Raw genomic sequence first — 23,183 nt, 5'->3', positions numbered from 1 at the left:
GGTAATGAAATGTAGCAAAACCAATAGTGTAGCAGTGTAGCAGACCTGCTACAGGATCCGCGAAAGCTGGTGCGAGGGGTACACTAGCTATTGCGGCGAGCGCTAAACGTTTTCTGATCCCGCTGGCGCCTTAGGCAGGAGGCAAAGGGAGCGCCCTTTTCCAATCGTTGCCTCACAATTGCCTTGCGCAGGATCAAGCTTGCTAATCCTGCGTGCGTCTCAGCGATCCGGCATTCCCGCCACCCTTCAGCGAGGCACTCATCGCGTCGGAACACCGACCATTTTGCGACGGATCGAGCAGGCTCGTGTGTTCAGGCACTTCCATTTGCCCGTCGAATAAGGCATTTGGCCGCCACTTGTCCGATTGGGGAATCGGAGCGGACCGCAGTTCCGGCATGCGGCGGGGGTATTGATGCTTATTGGTAAGCGGGCGGTGCTGGCCTTTTCGCCAGCACTGGTCGGTTTGTATGTGCCGGCTCAGGCGAGTGCTGCTTTCGGGCCCGCGCACGGGCCCGAGACGATCGCCGATTGGCGTCTGGCGGTCGCGGCCGATCCATTTTCAGGAGAGCGGCGCTGCCGCGTGTGGGCACGTCGGGGCGCTGTCGCCTACAGCCGCGGTACGATCGTCATCCGCCTCCCCCGGGTCTTCAATCCCTCCGAGGCAATGATCCACGTAGATGACGGTGTGCCGATTCGCTGGCGCGATCTTGTGCCCGAGATTGCCCGGCTCGACCCCGGCTTTGCCAGCGATCGTGATGGTCGCCGCATGCTGGTACCCGCAGAGCTGCTGAAAGGGCGGCGGCTAGTGGCGGTTTCCGCGGACTTCGGCAAGCGCCCGCGAGCGTACCGAATTGCAGGACTGTACGAGGTCGTAGAGCGCGCAGCGGCGCTCGGCTGTCGACCCATTGCCTCGGTCGGCTGATGCCAGGATTCCTGCGAATATCCGCGCTGTTTGCAGCGCTGCCGGGGCTTGCTCTTTGGGCGCCTGCGGCGGCGCAATCACGCGACCAGGCCCTCAATCCCGTTCATGGGCGCTACCCTGCCCCCACCGCGGAGAATGATGACGCCATTGCGCTGCCGCCGAACGAGGATCTCGCCTCCGCGATCGCCGAGGCTTACGCTTCGAATCCGGCACTGGCCGCGAGCCGGTATGACCTGCGTGCAACCGACGACAATATCGGAATCGCCTTGTCGCGCAGCCGCGCGACCGTCCAGCTGCAGACAGCCGCCGGCTATGACTATACTGATCCGGGTGTCATCACCCAGGCGTCGCGGCCACTAGTTGATCGGCTCAACAATCCGAATATTGAGCGCAACGACGTAACGACGCAACTCGCCGTGGATCAGCCCTTGTGGACCGGCGGGAGGGCGCGCGCCGAAACGCTCGCCGCGCGCGCGGACAGCGCCGCGGGGCGCGAGACGCTGCGCGGCCTCGAAGGAGACCTGCTGGTCGATCTGATCGCCGCTTATGCCGATGTCCGCCGCGATACTCAGGCGCTGCGGATCCGCGAGCGCAACGTCCACGTGCTGAATGCGACTCTCGATGAAGTCGTTGCGCGCCGCGAGGCGGGCGAATTGACCCGCACCGATATCGCCCAGGCCGAAACCCAGCTCAAGGCAGCCGAAGTGCAGCGCACTGCCGCAGAGGCGCAGCTCGAGACCAGCCGGTCGAGCTTTGCGAGCATCGTCGGACGCGCGCCCGGTCGCCTCGCGCCGGAGCCTCAATTGCCCCTGCTGCCCGCGTCGGTCGACGAGGCCTTCGCGACCGCGGTCCGCGCCAATCCCGATCTCGCCGCGGCGATGGCGAACGAGCGCGCTTCACGGGCGCGGATCGCCGGTGCGCGTGCGGAGGGCAGCCCGACGATCAGCCTGCGTGGTACTGCCGGTACGAACGGGCCAGTCTCGCCGCTAGAAGGGCGCGATCAAGACCTGAACCTCGGGGCGCGGGTAACCTTGACCCTTCCCCTGGTGAATGGCGGCCGTGTCCAGGCACTCGTCGCGCAGGCGAAGAACCGCAACACGGCCGATTGGCTGCGCATCGAGGCGACGCGCCGCCAAGTACGCGACGCAGTGCTGGGCGCGTGGAACGCCTGGGCCTCCGCCGGCCGCAACAGCGCGGCACAGGAGGTCCAGCTTCAGGCGGCACGCATCTATTATGAGGGCACTTTCGAAGAGTATCGTGAAGGGCTTCGCTCGACCTTCGATGTGCTCTTCGCCCAGAACCAGCTGCGCGAGACCGAGGTCGCTTTGATCTCGAGCCGCCGTGACGCCTATGTCGCGCAGGCCGCCCTTTTGCGCAGAATCGGCCAGCTCGACGTCGCGCGCTTGCTGACCGGGACGAGCCTTTACGATCCCGCCGCCTATACCAGGAAGGCTGAAATGCGCGGGGCTCTGCCCTGGGATCCCGCATTTCGTGTCTTCGATGACGTCAGCCATACCAGCGATAGCCCGCAGGCGACCGAACGGATCGCGCCTCCGTTCGCCGCCCCGCGCGTTGCACCGACCTCGCCGCGCGCTGGCCCAGGCATCGTTCCGGCGAGCAATGACGTTGCGTTGCCCCGCGTATCGGTACCGTCGCGGGGAGAGTCTCGGCCATGAGCGTGAATGACATGGCGGCCGTCGAGACTTCGAACAGTGTAGACGACAGCGGGCTGATTGCATTCGCGACTGTGCTGGCGGTGCATCGGATCGCGGTCGACGCCGGTCAGTTGCGCCATAGCCTCGGTCACCATCGTCCGGTCGATGCCGACGATCTGAAACGGCTCGCGAAGCGCCAGAGCGACGTCCGCGCTCGCAGTCTCCGCACCAGCTACGAGAAGCTGGTGCGGACGCCCCTGCCGGCGCTTGCGAACGGGCCAGCGGGATGGTTCGTGGTCGCTCAGGTGAGCGAGGATGAAGCGATCATCCAGTCGCCGTGCCCGAGCCTCGACGGCGTCCAGCCGCAAGTGCTGAAGATCACTCGTGACGCCTTGCAGGCGATGTGGTCGGGCGAGCTCGTGCTGATTGCGACCCGCGAGAGTGTCGGAGGCGTCAGCCGGGCCTTCGACGTCTCGTGGTTCATTCCGCAGATCGTCAAGTACAGGCGACTGATCGGCGAGGTGCTTCTGGTCACCCTGGCGATCAACCTGCTCGGGTTGGCCTCGCCACTGTTCTTCCAGAACGTCATCGACAAGGTGCTCGTTCACAATACGCTCGACACCCTGAAAATTCTCGTGATCGGCTTCGGCGTCGTATCAATCTGGGAGACGCTGTTCGGATGGCTGCGAACGCGGCTTTATTCGCGCACGAGCCAGAAGATCGACGTCGAGCTCGGCACCAAGCTTTTCCGCCACCTGCTTGGGCTAAATCTGTCTTATTTCGAGGCGCGCCGCGTGGGCGATGTCGCGATGCGCGTACGCCAGCTCGAAACCATTCGCGAGTTCCTGACCAACGCCTCGCTGACAGTGCTCGTCGACCCGTTCTTCACGATCATCTTCCTGATAGTGATGTGGGTTTATTCGCCCACCCTATTCCTGATCGCCGTGCTTGCGATCCCCTGCTATGCGGCGGTTGCCTTCTTCGTCACCGGACCGCTGCGCGCGCGCATCGAGGAAAAGTTCGAGCGTTCGGCGGCCAACAATGCCTTGCTCGTCGAGAGCATCGGCGGCATCCAGACCGTCAAGGCCAGTGCGGTCGAGCCACAGTGGCAGGATCGCTGGGACCGGCAGCTCGCGGGCTACAGCCAGGCCAACCAGAAGGTCATCGATCTCGGGAACACCGGCTCGCAGCTGATCCAGCTGATCTCGAAGCTCAACATGGTGCTGATCCTCTATTTCGGTGCGCAGGCGGTGATCGAGAAGGACCTGACCGTCGGCGGTCTCGTCGCGTTCAACATGTTCGCGCAGCGCGTTTCCGGGCCAGTCATCCGGATTGCGCAACTGTGGCAGGACTTCCAGCAAGTGCGCATTGCGGTCGAGCGCCTCGGGGACGTGCTGAATCAGCCCGTGGAGCCCGGCTCGGGGAGCCGCGTCGCGCTCCCCGCGCTCAGGGGCCATGTCGCCTTCGAAGGTGTGAAGTTCCGCTATGGCCTTGAGGGGCCGTGGACGCTGGAAGACGTGGATCTCGACATTCCCGCGGGCGCGACGTTGGGCATTGTCGGATCGTCCGGGTCGGGGAAATCGACACTCACGAAGCTGCTCCAGCGCCTCTACGTGCCTGCTTCAGGTCGCGTGCTGATCGACGGCGTGGACATCGCGCAGATCGATCCCGCATGGCTGCGCCGGCAGATCGGTGTGGTCCTGCAGGAGAATCTGCTGTTCAACCGCTCGATCCGTGAGAACATCGCGCTCTCCAATCCGGCCATGTCGCTCGAGCGCGTGATCGAGGCGGCGACCCTTGCGGGCGCGCATGAGTTCATCGTGAGGCTCCCGCAGGGCTATGATACGCCGGTGGAGGAGCGCGGCACCAATCTGTCAGGCGGACAGCGCCAACGCCTTGCGATTGCACGGGCACTCGTCACCAGCCCGCGCATCCTCATCCTCGACGAAGCGACCTCGGCCCTCGATGCCGAGAGCGAGGAGATCGTGCAGAAAAGCCTGAAGGCGATCGCGCACGGCCGCACCGTCATCATCATCGCGCACCGGTTGTCGGCGGTGCGGCAGTGCGACAGTCTCATCACGCTCGAAGCCGGCCGCATCGTCGAGCGGGGCAGTCATGCTGAACTGCTCGCCGTGAACGGTCGCTACGCCGATCTCCACCGGCGTCAGAGCGGAGTGCAGGCATGAGCAGCTGGCGGCATCATTGGCAGGTGCTGAAACAGGCGCTGCGCGACGATCGCGAACGCCGCAAGGACTTCGTGCCCTCCGCCGACACCGAGTTCCTGCCGGCCGCCCTGGAGGTCGTGGAGCAGCCCGTCTCCCCCACCGCGCGTGCCGTCACCTGGGCGGCCCTGATTTTTCTGGCGATCACGATCGCCTGGATCGTGTTCGGGCGAGTTGATGTCGTCGCGTCCGCACCGGGTACGCTCATCCCCGCGGGTAACGTCAAACTGGTCCAGTCACCCGACGCCGGAGTAGTGCGCGCGATCCATGTCCGCAACGGTGACCGGGTCCGCAAGGGGCAGGCGCTGATCGATCTCGATCCCACGCTGACCGGCGCGGACCTTGCCCAGGCGGAGAAAGCACTCGCCGCAGCCGAACTCGAGATCGCCCGCAATCGCGCGATCGCCGATGCGCTCTCCGGCAAGGCGATCGTCTTCACCGCTCCCGCGGGCACGCCCCTCGAAGTTGCGGAGACGCAGCGCCGCCTGATCGCCGCCCAACTCGCCGAGGTTGAGGCGACCAGCGCCAGTCTCGCCAATGCCCGGATGTCTGCGCTGTCCGACGCCAGCGCGGCGCGCGCGCAGGTGGCGAAGCTCTCGGACACCGTGCCGCTGCTCGACCGGCAGATTGCCAGCATGAACCGTCTCGATGCTAGGGGCTATGCGCCCGGCGCGCGGTTGATCGAGCTGCAGCGCCAGCGCCGCACCGAGGCTGGCGAGCGTGACGTGGCCCTGACCCAGATCACACGGGGCCAAGCCGAGGCGCGAAAGCTCGACAGCCAGATTAGTGAGACCCGCGAGCAGGCGCGGCACACCGCACTGGCCGATCTCGCCAAGGCCGAGGCCGACGCGATCCTTCGGCGCGAGGAAGTAACCAAGGCGCGGCAACGGAGCCGGTTCCAGCGGCTCGTAGCTTCGGTGGATGGTACCGTCCAGCAGGTTGAGGTGCACACGATCGGCGGCGTGGTCGAACCTGCCAAACCGCTGATGGTAATCGTGCCGAGCAGTGCGGGGCTCGAGGTGGAGGCGCGCATCCTAAACAAGGACGTCGGATTTGTGCATGAAGGGCAGGAAGCGTCGGTAAAGCTAGAGGCCTTTCCATTCACCCGCTACGGTGCGGTTCCCGGCCGGGTCCGCGCAATCAGCCGCGATGCCGTTCAGGATAAGGAACTGGGATTGGTGTATGTTGCGACGATTGCGCTCGATCGCGCCTATGTTGATGCCGACGGGCGGCGTTACCCGCTTTCGCCGGGGCTGGCCGCAACGGTGGATGTACGCACCGGAACGCGGAGCATCATAAGTTACCTCTTGAGCCCATTGCAGTCGACAGTGTCCCAGGCTGGGCGCGAGCGATGAAAGTAAGCAAAGCCTATCGTGAGTACCTGATCTAACGTGACCATTTTTCGCGCGCGCCAATTCGTGTTGCGCAGACTGGGAGCGCGTGTAAGTTGCCCAAGGAAGCGGGGGAAAACGCATTGCTGGAACGTTCTGTGCTGCGCGCATGTACCGATGCGTGTGTCAAACCTTCGCGTCTCCTTCTCGTCTCAGGCGGTGGAACTCGCCGGATTGGATCAGTCTCCTCGGTCGCAAGATCGAAGCGGCGGGCGATCGGTGGCCTCAAAGCCTTCTTACTGATTTCCGTGCTGTCTCTCGCCGGATGTATCCGGGTGCCGGACTATCATGTTCGCGGCTCAAGCGAGGACGCGCCAAAAGCCGCAATCATGCGGTGCCGTGATATGGCTGCGGGTTTTGTCTCCCCCGATGTGAATACCACTCCGCGTCCCAGGTCGAATGCGGAGGAGGCCGGCACCCTGGTCGGCAACTCGGTCGGCGACGCGATACTGTTCCGGCGCACCTATTCCACCTGCATGGAAAGTCTGGGCTATGCGCAGGGCAATTAGCTGGCTGCTGGTCGCAGGTTCGCTGTTCTCCTCTTGCAATGCTGGCGGGGTGACTGAAGGTCGGGATCAACGGGCGGCCTCCCCTTTGATGATGCAGGGCAAAGCCGGAGTAGAGCGGCCTCTAGCTCCGTCGATTCTCGAATTTCGGCACGTCGAAAGCCGAGAATCAGGCGGATCATCGCGGACTTTCATCCAAACATTGGGAGGGGATCGCTGGGTCCGCACGTTCGGAAACGTTACGTTCGGCTGGGCAGATCCCTACGTTGTCGGGCTGATCGGCGAGTCGTCCACGCCGGGCATTGTTGTTCGGGGCCAGCTCGAGCGGCTCGAGCCGGGACGGGCGGTCCTTAACGCAATCCGAGAATATGGGGCTGATCTGGCCGTGCCGGGTCTCGGCCCCACGGGACGTGCATATGTCTTCCTGTTTCCAAAGCGCGTAGACTTCGACCAGACGCTTGCTTTGACGCGGACAGAGAGCATTGAAGGCCTCGAGCGCTTCGCGACGCTCACGCCGCAGTGCTCGTATGCGCGCCTGCATCTCGACCACGGGATCAGACAGGCGGCGATACTGCTTCTTCACGTCCCGGATCTCACGGTCAGCCTGGATGACCCGCAGGATAGCGCCTGTGTTGAGCAATTCTTTGCCCGCAATCTTCTGCTGAGCCGCACTCAGGTGCAGTCACTGCTTTATCCTGCCGGTGCCCGGGAGAGCGGCCGCTGCGTTCTTGCGCGCGTGCTCCGCCCCTCCAATGGACGACGTGAGCCATCGCCCGAGCAATCGGCCTGTCCGGAAGCGCCAATTCGGCGCGCAGAAGTCTTGTCCGCTTACGCCGCCGCATCGGGCGTTGGCCTGCAATCAGACGCTGCGCGAAAAGCAATCGAGTCCATTAAGAAAGTTTGCAGTCAGCAAGTCACGAGCGGCGAGGTGAAAGATGAATCTTGCCGTGCGCTGCTGAACGGAGAGAATTGATGCCTCAGAATCTTGATGCAGTAATCAATGAAATCGCCGGAAAGCTTACGAAGAAATGGAGTGATTCCGGAGTTGCCACCCGCTTCTTGAGTCGTGTTCAGAACGGCGTTCCTGCCGTAGCGATCATCGTGGCGCTTATCCACGATATTCAGGCGAACGGTGGCTATGCCGACATGATCGGCGGTCTAAAGGTTGGAGGCGACGCATCCCTTGCCAACATGCTGGGGATCGGAGGAGATCTTAGCCTCGACAACGAGCAGATTCAGTTCAGCATCGGGGTTCTGTTGAACGGCACCAATTTTGGTATCCAGGGCTCTTTCTCTGACAGTTTTAACTTGGAGCCGCTTCAGTCTAACCTTGAGCTATCCACCGACTTTGACATTGGGCCCGGTGTCAAGATGGTGCTCACTGTCGGCGATATCGAAAACCGCGACGGCCATGTCGTTAAAGCGTCTTTTTCTTTCGCTTTGGCGTCCGGCATTCCTACAAATGGCAAGCTAGACGGCAAGGTGATTGTCAGCCCCTTCATTAAGGTCAGGGCGTACGATTATCAATGGTATGTCGAACATAATCTCACGAACGCCCTGTACGAAATTTCTCAAGGCAATGGTAATTGGGCCAATGTTTCAAGCCGCCTTGGTCTTTCCAGCTTGATAACAAAGGATCAATTTTCGCAGGCTTTGTTCGAAAGCGGCTCTACCGCGGATTTTCTTTTCGATATCGCGCGGACGGCGGCGCGTTTGTCGCCGAGTTCGACCGGCGGCGAGGTGAAGCTTGCTACTAACTATGCAAACCCCGACAGTTTTGTCGACAGGTGGTATCCTGGGCTGGCCGGGCTGACGGAAGCCGGTGCCTCGCCGGGCGCCGAACTAAAGTGGAGCCGCGGCGCTGACGGCGCTGTCCAGATCGAAAAGCATTATTACCAGAATGTTAGCCCGGAAGGGCGCGCTCTGATGTCTGCGGAATATGCAGCGCGGAACAACCTGACGTCCAACGCTCCCGACATCACCACTGTGCAGGTATTTGAAGTCCTTCGCGTGGGTGCCAATGGCCAAGCCGTTGTCGATCCTGCCGGCAAGCCATTGTCCACTCGCATCGTGGTCAGCAACTTCCCCTATAGCGCGAATGGGGTGCAGGGCACCTTCACGAACGGCAGCGGCGAGAAGGCCGCGGTCGTAATGACCTACTTCGATGCCGCGACCGGCCGTTACGAGACCGTCGCTGTGAACTGGGATGGACACAGTGCCGAGCAACTCGTCGATAAGCTGAGGGAGTGGGCATCGGATTCGTCGGTTCTGATCCGCGGGGTGGCCGTCGGAGACACCAACACGCTTCAGGGTGTCCACCGGGACCTAAATACTGCCGGCCTGGTGCGCCGGATCGAGACACCCGGTATATCGATGCTATCGCAGGTTCTTGAGCCGGCAGATCCGGGCAGTGGCGGATCTGTGTCGGCCGAGGACGGAGAGATTGTCGTCATCGGCCGGCGGCTCCCGCGCGATTTCGAGCCGGCAAAGGATGCCGAAATCAGCCGTAACAACGACGGCAGCCTTACCATCACCTACACGGGCAGCGATTCCTCGACCAGCCAACAAACCATAACGGACTCGTCGCTGATAAATCGGATCAACGCCGCGCTTGCTGCTGCCGGCTCCCCGGGCTTACCGGATCGGGCCGAATACGACCACCCGATGTTGGGTAATGCAGTCCTGCTCAGCACCAGATTCCAGGTTACCAAGAACGGCGAAGTGCTGTTGCTCGACAGCGAGCTTAAGTCGGAGCGCGGCGACGCAGCGACCTTCCTCGTGTTCAATGCCGATGGCACAGAGAAATTCCAGGCGGTCCAGGTTGTCAACAATGTCCTAAGTTCCACGGGCGTTGCGCTGCAGACGCCGGATAGCGTTTTACGCAAGGATTCGGCTGGTCGCTTGGTAACTAGAAACGGCTTTGCCATTCGCGACGGCAGCAGAACCAGGTCGGGCGAAAGTGGCACTGTATATCAGTATGTTAGCGGCCCAATGGCAGGCATCACGCGGATCAAGGTCGATAGCGACCAGACGCCCTTGGGCATCCAATTCGATGATGCAGGCAGAATGCTCGGCAACATGCTGGGTAACGTCATCGCCGGAGACAACAAGGTCACACAGGTGGTCGCTTCGGCTGCCTTGTCCACGATTGGTGGAACGTTGGGTGGGCTCGCGAATGCCGCAATCGCAGGCTCGCCGACCGATCACGTCAACAAGCTTCTGGAGAGTTTCGACGACGAGTTTTTATTATCGTTGCAGACCAAGGGCATAGGCGCAGTTAGTTCCTACATAGTCGCGCAGCTGATCAGCGAGATCGGAGTCAGCGGCTTCGTCGGCGACCTCACTAACGAAGTGTTGGCGGAGGCTCTGTCCAGCGCCGCATCGAATCTGCTCGGGCTCGCGAACAACGACGTCGCGTTTAACATTGGCAACGTGGCGGCGACTGTCATCGGCAAGAAGCTTGCTGGGCTGGTGTGGTCTCCGGACACGATTGGCGGTCAACTCGGATCCTCGCTCGGCGCGTCGCTCGGTGCATCATTGGCCGGAAAGATCTTCGGCAACACACTTACGAAATTGCTCGGCTCCGCATTGGGCGGACCAGCAGGCCTTCTGATCGGCGCGTTCGCAGGTTTTCTCGTCGGTGGCCTGATCGGCTCCATCTTTGGAGGGACTCCGCAATCGGGCGCCGATGTGCTTTGGGACGATGAGAGCGGCAAGTTTGCGATTGCGAATGTGTATGCAAAGAAGGGCGGGTCCAAGGAGATCGCGCAAGCGATCGCCGATCAGGTGGCATCGAACTTCAACTCCGTGCTCAACGCGACAGGCGCGAGACTGTCAGATCCGTCGCGTGTCCAGACCGGCAATTACGGAATGCGCAAGTCCGATTACGTCTACCGATCCTACTCCACGCAGGATACGTCTGCGATTGCCAAGCGCTTCTCCGGTAAGACTGGCGGGTCTGCGATCGCCAACTATGGAACCTTCATCGGCCTGACCGATAGTGATTTTCAGTTGGTCGGGGGCGACAACTACGCGAAGCGTGCCTTGTACGCTACGCTACGTGCCGCGTCCGCAGATACGTTCGACTACAGTGCCGTCATTGGAAATCTGACCACTGCTGCGCAATATGCCGGTTATCTCACCAATTCGGCAATGATCGACTCGCTGGTTGCAAGCGAACCTAACAGTGTTTTCGCCATTGAAGTTGCAAGAACCTTGGTGGCAGCCGTCGAGTTGGGACTCAATAAGCGTGCCGCTTCCGATTGGTATGGCGGGTTCGGCGCAATCATCACCGAGCTCGGTGCGAGAAACGCGAGTCAGATCGGACTCTACTTCGACGTGTCGCGGCAGACAGGCGAACTATATCGCGTGATTGCCAGCGGAACTGACCAGCTTGCTGATACTATTGATATTGTCGCGCAGGATGAAATCGAAGCAGGTGACGGCAATGACATCATCACGATCGAGACTTCTGCGCTCAACAGCCGGGGTGTCAGGGTAGAACTTGGAGTCGGGTTCATCGCCGACACGAGCGGTCTTAAGATCAACGGCACTGCACATGCCGGTGCATATACTATCGATGTTGCCGCGAATGTCTTCGCCGGGGCTGGTGACGACGTCGTCCACGGCGGCGATTTGGGGAATAACATCTTTGGCGGTGTCGGCAATGATTCGCTTCACGGGGGGCAGCTTGACGACTGGATCCTTGGCGGCGCTGGGAATGATCGTATCGACGCCGGGAGTTCGAGCGGTGGAGCAGGCGGCAACGGCAACCTGCTGGATGGCGGGGAGGGCGACGATACTCTGATCGGGCGCGAAGGTTCCGATTGGCTGGAAGGCGGCGACGGGACCGATATTCTCTCCGCAGGTGCAGGAGATGACATACTAGCTGGCGGTGGCGGAGCGAGCGACCTGCTTTACGGCGGGTCCGGTAGCGATCAGTACGTTGTTCGTCGTGGCGACGGCACCGACGTAGTCGAGGAAGACGCAACCGGCGCCCCGCTGCCAAGCGGGACTGGCGACGCGCTCACCCAGCGGATTGCGAGGATCGAGGCGTGGAAAGCCAACCCGAATGCTGCAGGTGCGCTGCGACCGGATTGGATAGGAACGTCCGCCGGTGTCCAGGCCGGCATTGTCTCTGGCGGTGAAGATGCCGTCGTATTCGGCGATGGCATTGGCATCGGCGACATCAAGGTGCAGCGCTCCGGCACGGCTTCAGCGCCTGGCAACGACCTCATTGTAATGGTGATGACGACAAGCGGTGGCACCGAGACCTTTAGTGGCACCCAGGTCACGATCCGCGACTGGTTCAGCAATCCCTTCAAACGCGTGGAATGGCTGCGCTTCGCCGACGGTAACGAGATCCGCATCGGAGACATCACCAGCTTCGTAATTGGTGGGGCTGGCAATGACGTCCTGATTGGCACGAACGGTAACGACTTCGTCTATGGCGGCCCAGGTGACGACCGGCTCTTCCTTCTGCCGGGGGACGATGTCGGGAACGGCGGGACCGGAAACGATATGGTCATGGGCGACGCCGGACGCGACCTGCTGATCGGCGGGCTCGGTGACGACCAACTGATCGGCGGCGCAGGCGCCGATGCGATTACCGGGGATGCCGGTGCGGATGATGTCTATGGCGGCGCCGATCGAGACATCATCTCGGGTGGACGTGGCGACGGCGACCTAGTGGTCGGCGGGGCAGGCGACGACACCTTCCGCTACGCGCGTGGTGACGGCCGCGATACGTATATTGACGAATTCGCCAATTACTGGACGGTCGCCTGGACTAGGACCGGTGGCTGGAACAGCGCCGCTGGCTTTGCCCAAAACCTTCAGACCGGCGAAGTCACCGGCTCGGGTGGCGTCGTCCTGCGCAAAAATGTTGGCTCGGCCATTGCTCCCGAGTTCGAATGGGTCGGGCGGTATGATTATGACCACGCGACTGGTACGCTCAAGTTATTCAATCCTCCCGCCGACGCGCCGACCCTCGTTGCGAATGCCGGCGTCGACACGATTGAATTCGCACCTGGTATCAATCTGCAGGACATCGTTCTCTCGAACCCGGCCGGCAGCAGCGATCTCGTATTGACGGTCAGCAGTGAAAACGAGGAGCTCTCCACGGCGGCCTCTGCTGGCGATAGCATCACTATCAAGGACTGGTATCTCGCACCCGGTCAGATCGAGAAGCTTGCTTTTTACCAGACGGGCATCCTCGACATCTCTCCTTCGAAGATGACACTAAAAGCCGGCACCGACGGGGCGGACGGCACCGGTACCAGCCCGCTGCAGGGCACGTCGGTCAACGACTGGATCACCGGCGGCGGCGGCGATGATGTCGTTGCGGGTGGCCTTGGCAATGACATTCTTGCCGGAAACAGCGGTTTCGATACTCTCCGCGGCGAGGCCGGCGATGACGTTCTCTACGGCGGATCTGGCAATGACGTTCTTGATGGCGGCGCAGGAAAGGACGTACTGGTTGGGGGTGCGGGGCAGGACACTGCGTCCTACGCATCTGCTTCAGGCACGGCCCGGGCGCAATTGTCCGCCAGCTGGTCGAATGGCGGAGATGCTCTCGGCGACGAATTTAATGGCATAGAGGATCTCACCGGAGGAAGCGGCAACGACAACCTCGGCGGCGACGCCGGGGATAACGTGCTGACCGGCGGCGGGGCCAATGACACTCTGCGTGGGAATGCTGGCGACGATACATACGTCTGGAATGTCGGCGACGGCGCAGACGTCATCACCGAAGGAAGCTTCGTTGTCGAGGAAGCAATAACTGCAGCAGGTGCGCTTGCCGCTGGCTATACCGTTGCGAGCTGGGCGAAAACAGGTACGTTCGATGCGACCTCCGGGAACGCGTATTGGCGCTTGCAGCTCAAGGGCCCTGATGGTGCTATCGTCTACGACAATAATACCTATTCATATGCGCCGAGCGCAACTCCGGCCGTGCCGTCAACTGATGGATATGTGCAGGCCGGCTGGCTTGGCGATTTCTCTCGCACTTGGGGCAAGCAGGTAACGCGCCAGCGTTTCGACGCTGCAGCGGCTGGCGGAGCCGATGAAATCGAACTCGGCACCAACATCAGCCTAAACGATCTGAACTTCTTCTACAACGGCTTGGACCTAGTGATTCGATACGCGGGCTCCAGTTCGTCGCAGATCACGATCCGGGATCAACGCGGCACGAACGCGAACGTGCTCGTCGAAGCGCTGAAATTTGCTGACGGCTTTTCTGCTGATCTACGAAGCATCTTGATTGCGACGTCCATTGCTACGGTACAGGGGACTCTGGGAGACGACCTCCTGGTGGGCCGCTGGGGCAGCACGGCCGCTGACTTCTTGGCAGGTAACGACGGCGACGATGTGCTTGTTGGCTATGCCGGTGCCGATTCCCTAAACGGCGGGGTCGGAGATGACACGCTCGAAGGCGGCCTTGGTGCAGATTTGCTGTTCGGGGAGGAAAACGGGCAGGTAAGTCAAGGCCAAAGCGTCGGCGATACGGCGCGCTACGTTCGTTCGGCCGCAGCGATCTCAGTCGATTTGAACATCTATACGGGTCAAGGCGGCGCGACTGGCTCCGACTCCGTCGGCGATAGACTTTTCGACATCGAGAACGTCACAGGCTCTGCGTTCGACGACAAGATCACCGGCGACGGTTTGGACAACCGCTTGCGGGGCCTCGATGGCGCGGACACGATCGCGGGCGGCGGCGGTGCGGACGTACTCGTGGGTGATGGCGGCAACGACACTCTGTCCGGAGACGCTGGTGAGGATAATATCGCTGGCGGGGACGGGCTGGACGTCCTTTACGGCGGAAGCGGAAAGGATGTTCTCGACGGCGGCGATGGCGACGACAAACTCTATGGCGAAGCTGATAACGATCAGCTGACCGGCGCGTCTGGAGCAGACTATCTCGACGGCGCGGACGGTAATGATGTGCTGAGTGGCGGCGCGGGCAACGATACGCTCTTTGGCGGGGCTGGCAACGACATCCTGTCAGGAAATGAAGGAAATGACTCGTTGGGCGGCGGCGATGGCGACGACGTCTTTGCCTTCACACGGTTCTCGGGCGCTGACACGCTCACCGACGCAAGCGGTACGAATAGCATCACCTTCGATGCCTCAGTCGCCTTCGATAAGGTCTGGCTGACGCGGGTAGGCGACGACCTGCGCATCGCGGTGATCGGCGGGGATACCGTAGTGGCGGTGACAGCTTTCTTCGCTGTCAACAGCGCTAGCGTCGTTCGCACCATCCAGACAGCGACACATGCGATCTTCCTCGATCATCCAGACACAAGGTCGCTGATCACGGCAATGACTGCGGCTACTGCGACGCCAGCGGCCACACCTGCGACACTGCCTCCGGCCGTGGCTCCCCTGCTCACTTCGCATTGGCATGCCGGTGGCAAGGCCGCGCCAACCGCACCGAGCGCTCCACGCGTCGCGTCGATAAGCGAGGATGGGACGCTGACCCTCGATGGCGCGTACGGTGTCGTCGATCACGACCAGAACCTGACCGGCTATCGCCTGAAGGAAGGCACGGGTCCTCTCAAGGGCGAAATCACCGGATTCAACAGCCAGACCGGTGCGCTCACGTACACACCGTTCGCAGACGCCAACGGCACCGACAGCTTCATAGTGCTCGCGACGGACGCAGACGGGCAATCCGTCGAATTGCCGGTGACTATAACTATCGCGGCTCTCAACGATGGGCCTCGTAACCTGACGGTAGGGGGCAGCGGCTTACTGGAAGTCGCGGAGAGCGCTCCCGGCAGCGCGACTGTCGACGGCACGGTCATCGGACGGTTCACGGCGTTCGATCCGGAAGGGAGTCCCCTATCCTATAGCCTCATCGACAATGCGGGCGGTCGCTTCACGCTCAGTTCGACCGGCGAACTAAGTGTCCTCAGCGCCGCACTTCTCGACCATGACGCAGCCCAGAGTCATACGATCCGTGTGTCGGTATCCGACGGCAGCGAACAGCAAACCGCGGCCTTCACGGTCAAGGTCAACAACGTCAACGAGGCACCCGACACTCCAACGCTCGACAGCGCGACGAAGACAGTTGCCGAATTCGTTTCGGGCGTCAGCCCTGCGCAAATCGGGTCCGAGATCGCGCACTTTGTGATGCGTGATCCGGATAGCGGTACGTTGCCGAACCTGATCTTCGTGCCCGATGCATCGGGTAATCCAGGCAGCCGTTTCAAAATTACCGGGGCCGGAGCGCAGTTCGCGGTGAACCCCGACTTCGAGGCGCTGGTCGCAGCCGGTTTTGCCACCTCCGACGTCGATGGCGACGGTCTGCGCGAAGTAACGCTGACCGGGAAAGTGCAGGCGAGCGACGGTTTTCTGAGTTCTGCGGGTTCGGCCGCCTTCTCGGTGCGGGTCGAGGACGTCAACGAACAACATGTTATCAACGCCGCGGGCGTGGCGGCATCAATCGACGAGCGGGATCGACTGGCGGCGGGAAGCCAGCGTCCCGCGATGGTGCTGGCGTCACTGAGCGCGGCAGATCCCGATCGAACGGATCAGGTCACCGGGCAGCACAACTGGAAGGTCTTTGAAGGCTCCTCCACGACGCCGAGCACCCGCTTCGCGGTGGATGGCGCAAACCGACTGATCCTTCTCGCGAACCAGAGCCTCGATTTCGAAACGGACGGAGCTTCGATCACAGTTCGGGTACGCGCGACAGATCGCTCGACATCGCCGCTCAATGCCGACCGCACTTTCACGTTCGCGATCGTCAACAAGGACGATGTCCTCGACGGAACGGCGGCGGCCGACACTCTGACTGGCCAAGCCAATCGAGATATCCTCCGCGGTTATGCAGGCACCGACACTCTGTATGGCTTGGCGGGCGACGACCAGCTGGAGGGTGGCGACGGTGACGACGCCCTCACGGGCGGCGATGGCGCGGATGTCCTCCTTGGGGGCAGCGGCAACGACCTGTTGGCAGGTGACGCCGGGAACGACACTCTGTCAGGCGATGACGGTGACGATCGGCTGCAGGGCGGTGCCGGCAATGACACGCTAAACGGTGGTACTGGCAATGACGGGACCCGCAGCGCAGGCAGCGAGAGCTGGCGCGGATTCGTGACGGCTGGCCTCGTCGGGGGCGAGGGCGACGATATCCTGAACGGGGGAGATGGCGATGACTATCTCGAGGGAGGCCTCGGCGCGGATCAGCTGAATGGCGGCCTCGGTTTCGACGGAATCAGCTATCTTGGCTCGACCAGCGGGGTCACAGTCAATCTTGCCGCGAACACAGCATCGGGCGGCGACGCGCAGGGGGACGTCTTCTCCGGGATTGAACTCGTTCAAGGTTCGAGCCTCGGGGACACCATAACAGGCTCGGCTTCGGGCAATGTTATCTACGGCGGTGCCGGGAACGATACGATCCGCGGCGGTGCCGGCGCCGATTATATGTTCGGTGGCGACGGCGATGACTGGATCGATGCCGAATCAGGCAACGACTATCTCGATGGAGGTGCAGGCAACGACACACTGCGCGGTGGTGCCGACAACGACACCTACTTCGTCGGCCGCAACCAAGGTGACGACTTAGTCCAGAACTACGATGCAGCGGGCACCAATTTCGATCACATTACGTTCGAAGGATCTGTTCTCTACACCGACATCTGGTTCGACCGGGTGGACGCCGCTGGAGCGATCAGCGCCAGCGGCAATAATCTTAAGATGACAACCCTCGGGGCGGCACGCACGGAGGGCTCCGTCACGGTCGAGAACTGGTTCACGATGCCGGACCGGACGCTGCCCGAGAATTACTTCAAGATTGACCTCATTTCCGACGGGAACGACCGCGCCGCGTTGCCAGTGAATGTGGATGCGCTGGTTGCCCTGATGGCATCGATTTCCGCGGGCAGTCGCCCAACGACTCAGACCCAGATGCAAGCGCTCAGAGCCGGGAACCAGTCCTTCTCGAACGCGATGGAGGATCATTGGGGAAGACTGAGTGCTCCGAAGATCAGCGACACGACGTCGCTCAGCGCCATCGAACCGCTCGACAATCAGACAAAGACCGTCAGTTTCGCGGTCCGCGCCTGGTTCCAGGATGATCAGGGACTCGGAGTTACGATACCGGCGAGTAACATCGATCTCACGCTTGTTGCGACCAATGGCTACGCGCTGTCGAACTATGTGGCTGCGGTCGACTATGGCACGCCTGACGCGAGCGGGAACCGTACTGTAACCCTGACGCTCGCTGCTAACGCCAGTACCCACCTGCTCCCGGGCGGATCGCTGCCGCTGCAGCTGGAGGCACGCATCCGTGGCACGACGCGAACGGCGCTCGACCCGAACGGAATCGCGCTCACGATTGCGGCGACCGCCGACACCCCGTGGCTGACGCAGCTTGCAGGCACGAACGGAAACGCAGGCCGATACTTGCCCATCTATGTCGGAGCGACATCGCCCGACGTTGATGGGTCGGAACGCACTGATGTACTCATTTCAGCGCTACCTTCGGGCTATGTGTTCACCAACGCCTCTGGTCAGCCTGTCGGCACACAGGAAGGCGCATGGTGGCGGTTCACCGCCGCCCAGGCATCGAACCTGCACCTCTACGTGCCGCCGTCCGGTTCGCAGGATGCGATACTCACGGTCAAAAGCCAGTCGGTGGACGGCTCGAGCGTCCGGGACGGCGCGTCAACGACTTTGACAATCAAGGTGAACGGCGCGCCGACAGGCCTGAGCATGCGCGGGCTCGACCTGGCCGCCATGCCACATCTTAACGAGTACGTCGGTAACGAGACCACGACGGACGGTGTGAAGATCGGGGTCGTTGTGCCCAAGGACCCGGACAGCGTCGAACTGAGCGTGATCTCGCCGGACGTTGCGCAGCTTCCAAGAATGGGCGCGGGCGAGGAGCGTCTGGTCACCGTCACCGGCCCGCTCGGCAGTGCAGTACAGGTGCTTGAAACCGGCCAGGGAGCTACGATGGACGCGGGCGGAGGCGTCGGTTGGGCGCCTGGCGGGACCGCGGACACCACGCGCGCTTACAAGTTCACGATCTACTTCAAGCCAGAGAACAACCTCAATCACCAGCTCTACTTCGGCACGTACGGGAACGTTCAGGACGCGAGCACAGGCAATGCAAACGGCAACCCTTATTTCTGGTACGGGAACTCTAGCAGCCTGGTACAGGACCGCTGGTACCGAATTGAAGGATATGTTCTACCCGAGAGCCACGCACTCATAGGTAACGACACCTATGGAGGTGTCTATGACACCGTGACCGGGGACAAGGTTGCGAATACTTTTACCTACCGGTTCGGTCCGGGAGGCTCCGACACCGGGGCGCGGTTCTTTAGCTATTATGGCTCAGTCTCAGGTTACAGCGCACAGTGGTATCAGCCTGTCGTGGAGAAGGTCGAGTACACCTACTCGCTCGATGACAATGCAGGTGGCCGCTTCACAATCAATCCAATCACCGGACTCGTGACGGCCAACGGCTCCGCCTTCGACCGCGAGACTGCTGCGAGCCATAACATCACGGTTCGAGTAACCGATGGCGGCGGTCTTAGCAGGACAGAAACCCTCGCGATCAAAGTCGACAACATCAACGAAGCGCCAAATGCGCCGGGTGGCGGAACGACGATTTGGTCTTTCTTTGAGGAAAGCGGGCTCGGCACCAATCCAGCCAGGCCGGGCGCTACGGTCGCTAGCTTCACGCTGACCGACGTGGACAGCACGGCTATCCTGAAGTTCGCAGACGACGTAAATCCAGGCAATTGGTTCAAGATTGTCGGTAATGAGGTTCGCTGGGCCGATAATGTAAGCTTCGATTTCGAAGCGTTGAAGGCGCAGGCATACAGCACGTGGGACTGGAGCGGTGACAGCCGTATCGAAGCGCACATTGCCAACGTCTATCTGGTGGCATCGGACGGTCAAAGCACATCGGCCCCGACCCTGCTTCAGGTGTTCATCACCGACGTCAACGAGCGGCCGAATGGACCAATTCTTGACGGTTCGAGCCTGTTTTCGGAAACGCTAAACGGCGACATGGCACATTCCGGACAGCTGGTTGCTCGCTATAAGTTAAGCGACCCGGATGGAACGACCCCGGAGCTTGTGATCACCGGCGGGAACGGCAACAACTGGTTCCGGGTGATCAATGGCAACCAGGTCGTTTTCAACGACGGCGTGAACTTCACCGCCGACTGGCTGCGCGCATCGCTCGGCCAGCATGGAATGGACGCAAACTTCTACTACGACACCGACGGCGACGGCTTGAAGGAAATCCGCGTCGCGAGCCTCACGCTTGCCACCAAGGATGCCGTTGGCGGCGGGTTGTCGGATGGGATCGCGTATAATGTCCTTATCGAGGACAAGAACGAAACCCCGGTCTGGTCATCCGAACCTTTCAGCTTCAATTTGCGAGAGAATACCGGTTGGTACCAACATGTTGGTACTGTCTCGGGCAGCGATATCGACGGTCCGGTCAGCGATCTTCGCTACCTGTTCGCCAATTGGGACTGGTACTATGACGGCAATCTCGCCAAGCAGGTGTCGCGAACGCCAGATCAGCGGTTCGTCGTTACCTATGATGGGCAGGTGTACGTCAACGGTAATCAAAACATTGACTTCGAAAACCTGCCGTCGACGCTGAGCTATTCAACGCTCCTCTACGACCGCGCGTTGGGCGCAAACAACAGCTACCGTTACGGCACCATTGCTATAAACCTTCAAAATCAGGATGAGGATTTTACGCTGGGTAGCTCCTTCGGAACTATGCTTGAAGGCGACTACGTGCCGGCCGCACTGGGCGGCCCATCATTTAATCTGGCTGCGCTCATGCTCTCTAATATTGAGCAGGAGCAGATGTACTGGTCCTTCGCCGACGGCTCAAACACCAGCGGCATTTGGTCGATCGAAGGTAGTACTGGAAAGCTGTTCCTCACCTCGGGCAGCGTCGATTATGAAGCGCTCACAACGTCATATCAGACCGTTATAAGATGGGACCAGAATACCGGTGAGTCTTACGAGGACTATGAACAGGTTCGGGATCTCTCGCTGGCTACCCAAGCGTTGTCGATATCAGTATCCGACGGTCCGCCTGGAGCTGCAGACACTCACACCCGATCCGCTACTTTCACGGCGAGCATCACAGACAAACCCGAAGGGCCGATCCTCGCGGGCACCAGGCGCTTCATTGTAAAAGACGATAAAACGAACGGCGCACTCGGCCAGCTCGTCGGCTATGATCCGGAGGGCGGCGGAGTGGCCAGTTATAGCATCCGGCTTGTCAGTTCGGCCGAGCAATTCCCATCACCTAACAGCAGCTCGGACATCGATAATTATGCCAATCCGACGGTAACTGTGTCCAGCACGGGCAAGCTGTCGTTCAACACTCCTGGGGACGGGGAATGGGAAGGCGGCATCCGCAATCACCCCGTTTATGGCGGGCGTTGGGCGTACCAGCTCGTCTACAATATGGCAGTGACGATGACTGACTCGTCTGGCACACCGGGTCCGGAGCAATCCTTCGAGATCATCTTCCTCAAGCATGACGTATCGAACGTGCTCCCCGTCATCCTCGATCTTGATGGCGACGGTGTTGAGATGGTCGACGCGGACACGTCTGGGGTGCATTTTGACATGAACAGCGACGGTGTTGCGGACCGGACCGGTTGGGTCGGCGCCGATGACGGCCTGTTGGTCCTTGATAGGAATGGGAACGGTATCATCGACGACAGCCGCGAGCTGTCCTTCGCGAAGGACGATGAGCAAGCGATAACCGATTTGGAAGGTTTGCGGGCGTGGGACTCCAATCGCGATGGATTCCTGGGCACCAATGATATCGAATTCGGACGCTTCCAAGTTTGGCGCGACCTTAACCAGAATGGAACCAGTGAATCGAGCGAACTATTCTCCCTATCTTCTCTTGGGATTAGGAGCATCAACCTGACAATGAACCTGACCGACCAGGAGTTAGTCGGGGACCAAAATGTGATCTTCGCAACATCCGAGTTCCACCGAAACGATGGTACTATCGGAACTGTCGGCGACGTGAGCTTCGCGTACGACCCCGAGGATGAACCCGAGACCGTCGCTCCTCCGATCGTCCTTGATCTTGACGGCAACGGTGCCGCGTTGGTCTCGCTGTCGGACAGCAAGACCCGCTTCGACATGAACGGCGACGGGGTGGCCGACAAGACCGGATGGATCGCGGCTGGGGATGCTTTGCTCGCGCTCGATCGCAACGCCAACGGCTTGATCGATGGGATCGACGAGATCTCGTTCGTCAAGGACAAGGCCGGCGCGAAGACCGACCTGGAAGGTCTTGTGGGGTTTGACAGCAACGCCGACGGGAAGCTCGACGGCAGTGACCTTCGCTTCGTCGAATTTCGCGCCTGGCGAGACGCGAATGGCAACGGCATCACCGATGCCGGCGAGTTGCTGAGCCTTGTCGAAGCGGGCGTCACCTCGATCTCGCTCGCCGGTGCCGCGACCGGCCAAACCGCTGCCGCAGGCAGCAACATCGTCTACAATACTGGAACGTTCGGGCGTGCGAACGGCACCAGCGGGACCCTGCTCGACGTCGGGCTTGCTTTCACGGCAATGTCGAAGCTGCCGGCCATTTCTTTCCAGAAAAGCGACTGGAACGGCAAGGCGAGCAACTACCAGGTTACTGGCGGTGCCGGCGCGGCTCGCGTGACGCCGCGCTACGCCAAAGGCGTGCTCAGCGGCGATGCGGGCCAGATAGCAGCTGCAGCGATCGTGAAATTCTCCGATCGTTCAGTGGGACTGGTTTCGACCATCCTTGTCGATCTCGACGGGGACGGGCTCGAGGCGCGCAGCGCCGGCCGCAGCCGCGCATTGTTCGACATGGACGGCGATAGCACTCCTGACGATACTGGCTGGATGTCCGGCGGCGACGGCATGCTCGTCATCGATCGCAACGGCGATGGCGCGGTGACGCATGCCTCGGAACTCAGCTTCCTTTCCGAGAAGGACGGTGCCACGAGCGCATGGGAGGGCCTGTCGGTGCTCGACAACAACCGTGACGGCAAGATTGATGCGAAGGACGCGCGGTTTGGCGAGCTGAAGATCTGGGCCGACGGAAATGGTGACGGTGTGACGCAGATCGACGAACTCAAGCCGCTCGCAGCGCTCGGCATTGCCGAGATCGGGCTGCGCACGGTGGTGAGTTCTGAAAGTACAAAGGCGGGCAACAATCTCCCGCTGTCGACTGCGACGTTCAAATGGACCAACGGCGTCACTGCGACGATCGGGAATGTGGCGATGGCGTTCGATCCGAGCTCGACAAAGCCGAGGAGAGATGCGGGTTCAACACCCGCAGTTGTTACTACTCCCGACGAACATGCAGCCGCACTCGCTGCTTCGCGCCTGGTCCAGGCGATGAACAATTTTGGCGCCGGGATGAACGAGGGCAGCCTGTCCTCGCGCTGGACCGAACGGCAGTCCAATGTGGACCTGCTTGCAGCAAGAGTGGCGTAAGG

The 23,183-nt window shown here is 61.2% G+C and carries 7 protein-coding genes; all 7 read left to right on the top strand.

From position 1 onward, the window contains the following. The first annotated feature begins 412 nt into the window (after window positions 1-412). Complete coding sequence (locus FHT02_RS19155; RefSeq protein ID WP_184091450.1) at window positions 413-922, top strand: hypothetical protein; 510 nt, start codon at window positions 413-415, stop codon at window positions 920-922. Then, window positions 922-2,598: a TolC family outer membrane protein gene (locus tag FHT02_RS19150; protein ID WP_184091448.1), complete on the top strand. Its 1,677-nt coding sequence runs from the start codon at window positions 922-924 to the stop codon at window positions 2,596-2,598. The genes FHT02_RS19155 and FHT02_RS19150 overlap by 1 nt, the downstream gene beginning before the upstream one ends. Then, entirely contained in the window at window positions 2,595-4,763 is a 2,169-nt protein-coding gene (locus FHT02_RS19145) for a type I secretion system permease/ATPase (RefSeq protein WP_184091446.1), read from the top strand. The genes FHT02_RS19150 and FHT02_RS19145 overlap by 4 nt, the downstream gene beginning before the upstream one ends. Continuing rightward, entirely contained in the window at window positions 4,760-6,154 is a 1,395-nt protein-coding gene (locus FHT02_RS19140; RefSeq protein WP_184091444.1) for an HlyD family type I secretion periplasmic adaptor subunit, read from the top strand. The genes FHT02_RS19145 and FHT02_RS19140 overlap by 4 nt, the downstream gene beginning before the upstream one ends. Window positions 6,155-6,534: 380 nt before the next feature. Continuing rightward, window positions 6,535-6,699, top strand: a complete 165-nt coding sequence (locus FHT02_RS19135) for a hypothetical protein (RefSeq protein WP_184091443.1) — start codon at window positions 6,535-6,537, stop codon at window positions 6,697-6,699. After that, entirely contained in the window at window positions 6,683-7,669 is a 987-nt protein-coding gene (locus tag FHT02_RS19130; protein WP_184091441.1) for a hypothetical protein, read from the top strand. The genes FHT02_RS19135 and FHT02_RS19130 overlap by 17 nt, the downstream gene beginning before the upstream one ends. Beyond that, window positions 7,669-23,181: an Ig-like domain-containing protein gene (locus FHT02_RS19125; RefSeq protein ID WP_184091439.1), complete on the top strand. Its 15,513-nt coding sequence runs from the start codon at window positions 7,669-7,671 to the stop codon at window positions 23,179-23,181. Before FHT02_RS19130 ends, FHT02_RS19125 begins: the two co-directional genes overlap by 1 nt. Window positions 23,182-23,183: the final 2 nt, after the last annotated feature.

It is taken from the genome of Sphingomonas xinjiangensis (assembly GCF_014199255.1).
In the GTDB taxonomy this organism is placed as follows: domain Bacteria; phylum Pseudomonadota; class Alphaproteobacteria; order Sphingomonadales; family Sphingomonadaceae; genus Sphingomonas; species Sphingomonas xinjiangensis.
This window is presented reverse-complemented; position numbering and strand designations above follow the sequence as displayed.

Bases quoted from the DNA above. Each gene is read 5' to 3' on its own strand.
- FHT02_RS19155 (WP_184091450.1), top strand. From the start codon at position 413: ATGCTTATTGGTAAGCGGGCGGTGCTGGCCTTTTCGCCAGCACTGGTC.
- FHT02_RS19145 (WP_184091446.1), top strand. From the start codon at position 2,595: ATGAGCGTGAATGACATGGCGGCCGTCGAGACTTCGAACAGTGTAGAC.
- FHT02_RS19130 (WP_184091441.1), top strand. From the start codon at position 6,683: ATGCGCAGGGCAATTAGCTGGCTGCTGGTCGCAGGTTCGCTGTTCTCC.
- FHT02_RS19125 (WP_184091439.1), top strand. From the start codon at position 7,669: ATGCCTCAGAATCTTGATGCAGTAATCAATGAAATCGCCGGAAAGCTT.
- FHT02_RS19135 (WP_184091443.1), top strand. From the start codon at position 6,535: ATGGCTGCGGGTTTTGTCTCCCCCGATGTGAATACCACTCCGCGTCCC.
- FHT02_RS19140 (WP_184091444.1), top strand. From the start codon at position 4,760: ATGAGCAGCTGGCGGCATCATTGGCAGGTGCTGAAACAGGCGCTGCGC.
- FHT02_RS19150 (WP_184091448.1), top strand. From the start codon at position 922: ATGCCAGGATTCCTGCGAATATCCGCGCTGTTTGCAGCGCTGCCGGGG.